Origin of the sequence: Bacillus crepusculi (assembly GCF_014764715.1) — a bacterium.
Lineage (GTDB): Bacteria > Bacillota > Bacilli > Bacillales > Bacillaceae > Bacillus.
The window spans coordinates 78,087-84,339 of sequence record NZ_JACXXE010000010.1 but is presented as its reverse complement, the minus strand read 5'-3'; the positions used below and the strand labels follow the sequence as shown (position 1 = coordinate 84,339).

Annotated in this window: 5 protein-coding genes and 1 pseudogene; all 6 read right to left on the bottom strand. The window is 39.1% G+C overall.

The window, feature by feature from the left end; all coding sequences use genetic code 11:
• Positions 1 to 91: 91 nt before the first annotated feature.
• Positions 92 to 1,285 (bottom strand): MFS transporter, encoded by a 1,194-nt coding sequence (locus IEE86_RS15730; RefSeq protein ID WP_191098054.1) that lies wholly within the window; start codon positions 1,283 to 1,285, stop codon positions 92 to 94.
• A gap of 326 nt (positions 1,286 to 1,611) precedes the next feature.
• Complete coding sequence (locus IEE86_RS19765; protein WP_463671364.1) at positions 1,612 to 1,737, bottom strand: YxiF family protein; 126 nt, start codon at positions 1,735 to 1,737, stop codon at positions 1,612 to 1,614.
• 502 nt (positions 1,738 to 2,239) lie between these two features.
• Positions 2,240 to 2,749 carry a hypothetical protein gene (locus IEE86_RS15725; protein WP_191098053.1) on the bottom strand — a complete coding sequence of 170 codons (510 nt, stop codon included), beginning with the start codon at positions 2,747 to 2,749 and terminating at the stop codon, positions 2,240 to 2,242.
• A 14-nt stretch (positions 2,750 to 2,763) separates the two neighbouring features.
• Positions 2,764 to 4,359, bottom strand: coding sequence for a ribonuclease YeeF family protein (locus IEE86_RS15720; protein ID WP_224741046.1), 1,596 nt, complete (start codon positions 4,357 to 4,359; stop codon positions 2,764 to 2,766).
• A gap of 430 nt (positions 4,360 to 4,789) precedes the next feature.
• On the bottom strand, positions 4,790 to 5,770 hold the full coding sequence (locus IEE86_RS15715; protein WP_191098051.1) for a restriction endonuclease: 981 nt from the start codon (positions 5,768 to 5,770) through the stop codon (positions 4,790 to 4,792).
• 222 nt (positions 5,771 to 5,992) lie between these two features.
• Positions 5,993 to 6,193, bottom strand: a pseudogene (locus IEE86_RS15710) (LysR family transcriptional regulator); the annotation flags it as partial.
• Positions 6,194 to 6,253: the final 60 nt, after the last annotated feature.

Genomic DNA, 6,253 nt, shown 5'->3' with positions numbered 1-6,253 from the left:
TCCAAGTATAGTGTAACAGCCAAGATATGTTCTTGGGCTTTTTACACTGTCTACTTAGAGGGGATAATATCACTTTGGAAGTCGTCTTTTTTTATTCGTGTATCATAATACGGCGATATCGATACAGGATATACACCGCACCGATTATTGCAACAACAGCCACACCAGCATCAAATATAAAGATTTGCAAAATAGTTGAGTGGCTTTCGATCAAACCAGTGACGACCGGAATCACAATGGCCGACACCCCGCCTGCTGTTGAGATAATCCCTGTCATCGTTCCTTTGTTCTTCCAGAAGAATTCAGCCATTACGGTTAACGTCAGCTGAAAGACACCCGCTGTTGAAAATCCCAAGACAAAAGCATTGATGGTTCCGATGACTGGGGATTTCACGATCAATAGCACACAGATGGAAGCAAGTGTAATAATAGGATAGATCAGCAGCACAGTGACCGGACGAACCAAACGGCGCAAAAGGAAAGCGAGCAATAAGACAGACAATAGCCCGCCCATGCTATAGTAACTAAGCAGCTTCACAGCACTGCCAGTTGCCATCCCCAATATGGTCTCACCGTACGTAGGTAGCCAAATTTGCGGCAAGGCGTACAGCCCATTTGACGTAAAGCTGATCACAATAAGTGCGACCCCTTCTCTCCAAAACGTAGGCTCTGACGAGAAGCGTGGAAGTCCGTCATGCTCCGTCACCTGGACTTGCTCCACTTTGCGGTGATTTGGAAATGGCAATGTCCAAAGCATCAAAACATTCACAAGATAGATAAGAGCAGGAACAAAAAACGCAACTCCATAAAATAAATCATGCTCCGCTAATAAGAAAATAGCCAGTGGCAGAATGGTTGCCCCAACCGAAATAAAAGCCTTCACCATCACATTTGCAGATCCCGAGTTTTGCGGAAAAGCCTCCATTAAGGCTGGATACGTTCCTGCATCCATCGCTGAATTCGCCACCCCTGCCAAAATCGCAAACGCAAAGGCGATTTGATAATTTGGAGACAATGGGATTCCGACGAGAAATACCGCCATCAGCACACCTGAAACCAAAATCACCGGCTTTCGGCCAAACCGATCTGAAAGCACACCTGATAGACCATATGTGAGCACCCTGCCAATGCCGAGCGCTGAGATCATATAACTAATTCCCGCACTATTGGTATCTAACTGTTTAATTAAAAATGGCATATTTGAAGCCAATATAATATTGACCATACCTAATAAAAAATAATTCATATAAAGACTAGAAGCCGTTCTCACATACGGATTCCTCATGCTGACACACTCCTCAACACCATCGCAATGAAGTGACAAATAATGGTTACGCTTACAAGACCTCATGTGTGAGGAGAAACAGCTTCGCACCCTTCACGTTCAAACATCTCATGCAGCTCACATGTCCTTCATTTTTCAAGCATCTCTTCAAATTTTCACTAGTTCTTATTTTATATGAATGTGAAAGGTAATGATAGTGAATTGCTTAAATTTGAGGGGAATTTGGTTGTAGAGAAAAATCCCTGTCTTCTTTTGAAATGAAGCTTGCTCTAAACTCACATTCCCCAAAGACTAAGCTCATAAAAATATTCTGAACGCTCTATGCATCATCCAAAATGAAAATCCTCTGCTATTAAAATGAAATCTCCGTATCCACTTGAGAATTTGGTGTGCTCAAGAAGTTTCGTTAAATGATGAAACACTTCATCTACATTCACTAGAAGCGCTCCAATTTAATGATCTCGGAAAAAAAGCAATCTCCCTTGTTTAGGAGTCGCTTTCACCCTTCCGGGCATTTTCTTTAACAGCTGTTTAGATTTTTCAATATACTCTAGATAGTTGTCTCCATGTATTTGACTTTTATGTTCTCTCGATTAAAGGAAAGTAAATCCCTTCTGACAAAACAAATGATTTTCTTTGATATCTAAAAAAGGATTTTCCGGAAGTGTCATATCGCTTAATTCGTTTATTAAGTGCTTTCTTCTGCTTTTTTTTTAAAAGGTTTCCATTTTTATTTTTCTGTTATTCTTCATTTTAATTACCTTTCTTTTTAAATTTAACAAAATCTAATCTTTTGGTCTCCTTTCATGTTATCATCACAATTTAATAAATAAGTACGACGATCTCTTTTATTTAAATACCCTTGCAACCAAGATAAATTTTGTTTTTCTTAATGAAAAAACCTTGAAAGGCATTTAGCCAATCAAGGTTAATTTTTTTGTATTTCATAATAATCTAATTCAATGCATCTTCTAATGTTTTCTTTTCATGTTCTAACACATCACTTATTATAATCCCACAAACTACTTCATCTTTATCTAAAGCAAATCCTACTGTATCATTTTGTAAAATAGACAAAGCATCCTTTTCTGAAAATGAAATCAATACCTTATTTATCCCTATATATACGTCTAATTTACCTTTTTCGTCTATATAGGTCATATCATTAAATTCTTCTACTTGAAAATTTGGTACGCCCTTAATTATATTTATATCTTTCAGATCAAATTTCATACTTTCCATTTTGTGTACATTCTCACTTAATGTTAGTGTAATTGAACGAAGGCTGCCTGTATATTTCCCTATGCCTATTTCAATTAGAGATTTCTTGAAATCTCCAGTTCTCCAATATATCGTTGGCTCTTTTGATATATTCCAACTGCCGAATTCTATATTAATCGGTGTATAAAGATCATATTCAATATTTATAGGCTGACTGTCTTTATATTCTGTTACTTTTAACATTATCATGTCTCCTTCTAAGGCATATACACAGCATGCTTTATTACTGGTAGTAATCCGTCTCCACGGGGTTTACTAAATATTAATTCCCAATTACCTATCTTCATAATTTCTTCATATTTAATTCCTTGCTTAACAGCATTGTTAACAGAGCTTTGAAAACTCGCCAATAAAGTTTGACTATTTATTGGCATACCATGTGTAGTTGCATCTCTTGTTATATACTCGACCATATGTTTTGTTCCATTTGGGTGTACCCAGAACTTCTCACCTGCTGTTGCCAATTCAAATGATTTTGGTATTTTTGTACCTTCATAAAGTGGTTGAGTAATTTTTATATTCTTCCACACTGTACCATTATCTACACTTTTAACAGTGCTCTTAACCCCCATCTTCCCATGAAACCCTTTCGCCCCGAACGGCAAAAGCATTCCAAGTGCCGCATTCATACTCGCTTCCTGCTGTTCTTTCGAGACCTTATTTCCAAACATGTCTCGACCCGTAATCGCTTCGCTGAAGCCGTTGGTTGCGGTGAGGCCATATAAACCTTTTTGAGATGTTTTTAGGGCGTCAAAGGACTTCTGTGATGACTTGTAAATGTCGACTGCTCGGACTGCGGCTGACGTGGCTTGAGTGGTTTTATAGACCGCTTTTCCGCCTTTAAAAATGCGACCTGCCCAGCCAACGATTGGGATGTAACCTGCTGCTGCCATGCCGCCTGCCGCGACTCGCTGGCCTGCGGTGAGCTCTTCGCCTGTAATTGGATCGACGCCTGTAGCGGCACGTTTTGCATCGTTCACGCCAGTTAGTTCATTCACGATATTTCCGCCATAATCAAGTGCTTTTTCATACCAAGGACGGTTGGCGAGGGCTTCTTGTTCCTTTGCAATCTCGCGGGCTTCTTCTTGTTCTTTTTTGATGTTCAGATATTCAGAAGTTTGCTTCTCAATATCGCTTTTTGCCTTGTAGATATCACTATTTTGATACGCTTTCTTGTCAAAATTCATAGGCGAAATCGCTTTTCCGTCATTTGTCGCATTCATCATTTCAGCGTACAATGCCATTGTAGCCTGCTGCTCCGTCTCTGACAAAGCATATTCATCTTTTAAATTTTGATCAAGCTCTCTTAGGTCTTTGACCGTCTTTTTTCGTTCATCTTCAGCATCTGCGATTTTTTCATCAAAAGTTTGGCTATCAAATACCTCTAGTGAAATGAGGTCATCTATGTCTTGAAAAATGGTTCTCAGTGCCTTTTTTTGATCCTTTACAATGCTTTTGGCATTCTTGATTCCCATATGTACAGCGTTGTCTAAAAAGTGTTCTTCTACAAAGGTGTCGCCACCAAAGCTCGTATCATCAAGTGTCCCAGAAACACCTTCATGGAACGCTTTTTGTTTATCTATGAAGCTAATAAACATGTCCACATTTCCAGCCAGCTCTTTGTAGAAGCTTTTAATATTATCGGCGCCTTTTCCAGTGAAATCGTCACCAAGGTTTGCCACGCCCTGTAGCGCCTTTTTTAAATCTACCATTTGTTCGCGGAGTGCCTGATAGTGTTTTGCCCTTGTATCCATGGCACTTGTTAGTGCTTTTGCATCAAGTATCTTGCCCAGAAAAAGCCACTCCCTCCATTATTGATCATAAAGTCTATTTTACCGTGTCCACCAAAACAGAAAAATAGGCTAATTGACATAAAAAATGGAATAGTTGATACCTCTGCTGGTAAAAGTGTCGCTACACCTGTGGCACTCTCTGGTTAATTGTAAAAAATGAAGCTACTATCTCCTTGGACCTATTCTGATCTTTATCTCTTTTCAATATCTGTAGTGATATGAGACAACGCCAACTAAAATCACGCTGCTCTTGAAAGGAGAACCAATGTGTATAAAGTAATCATTCCCGCTGTTATGATGATAATCAGTCTTTGGATTCTCTTCAATTATCATTCCACATCAATATTTTTCACAATCCAATAATTATTTATCGTCATTACCATCTTTTTTCTTTGTCTTCAGCCGTTATTGAAGCGTAGTCAATAAAAAATCACTCAGGCACATACACTTTTTTCAAAGGTAATAAGGATCTTGTCTCAGCTGGCATATGCTCATACCAATGCACAATCAGATTTACAAGTTCTTCTAAGTCCACTAGACGAACTTCATTATGCTTCGCAACAGCTATTGCATGAGAAGTAAATCCACCAGTTGAAACAAATAAACTATTAGCATTTATGGGGTTAGCTCCTAATAATTGCTGCACTTCTGGCGCACTGGCTGAGTTTTTCCGATGCTTGACTTGTACTTTAATAATAGGTTTTTCAAATCCGAATGCATCTTTATAAGCTAATACATCCACACCGCCATCAGGCCCTTTTGGACTCACACGAATATTGTATGACATGGCCTGCAGCAAGCCTCCGACTAAGTCTTGCATCTGCCAAGGGTCCAATTTATCTACTTTATCTTCAATCATGACAGTGGCTTTGCTGACTAAATCTTCAATGATTTCGTCTTCTTCTGTTTCATCTTCAGGTGCTGGTATAGAAGTGGGATTTTTGAGCAAATGTTCAATCTCTTGTCCCCAATCATCTACACGAAAAACAGTTGATATAGAACCGAGGCTGTTCTTAGCTGATTGGCTGAGAGAATCTCGTTTCACTGCAATCGGTTCCCAATTCACCTGAATATGATTTGGATACATTTTATCTCCAGCTGATTCATCAAAAAAATGCGGAGCAGTCACCGTACCTACTCGATATTCACGGCTTTCTTTTATGTATGTAATGATTCGATCTCCCTTTTTAATTTCTCTACTGAACCTCCATACCTGACTAACCCAGCTTCTTCTTGTAAAAGGTTTGTTCTCGGGGAATATGACATCAGCTCGAGCATTCATCTCTTGTTTAGTTTGATATTGTTTTGGATTACCTAATTTAGGCCACCCAATCGATGCAATGCCTTTCTCTTCCCAAATTGAAATTAACTCATTTTGGTCACCTGCACGAACCATCCACCATTTCGTCATTTACGATCTCTCCTATTCCATCATTCTTCTTTTATTCTCATCATTAAATATTCTCACTAAATTATAAGACTTATTTCTTGTTAACAAAAGGATATCCACACCATTTTTGTCGAAAGAAACACAAATACCCGAACAAGCGAATACCATGCTCATCCGGGTCTGCATTTTCCTTTATTACACTTCTTCTCCATTCGTTGCAATAACGTTTTGATACCAAGGCCAAATATGCGGCATCACCCGCTCACCTGCGTCCGTTAACGACAGCCCGTTTCGATTACGATGAAGTAGCACAATTCCGAGTTCCGACTCAAGCTTCGCCATATTATGACTCACCCCAGACTGCGTCAGTCCAAGCTTCTCCCCGGCTTTTGTAAAACTACCGCATTTAACGACTGTTAGAAATACTTTGTATTGGAATGTGATCAGTTTGGTCACCTCATATCTTCATATTACAACTCGGAAAATATACTGCGAGATATAAAG

Coding starts and splice junctions, on each gene's coding strand:
- IEE86_RS15715 (WP_191098051.1), bottom strand. CDS start 5,770: ATGACGAAATGGTGGATGGTTCGTGCAGGTGACCAAAATGAGTTAATT.
- IEE86_RS15730 (WP_191098054.1), bottom strand. CDS start 1,285: ATGAGGAATCCGTATGTGAGAACGGCTTCTAGTCTTTATATGAATTAT.
- IEE86_RS15725 (WP_191098053.1), bottom strand. CDS start 2,749: ATGTTAAAAGTAACAGAATATAAAGACAGTCAGCCTATAAATATTGAA.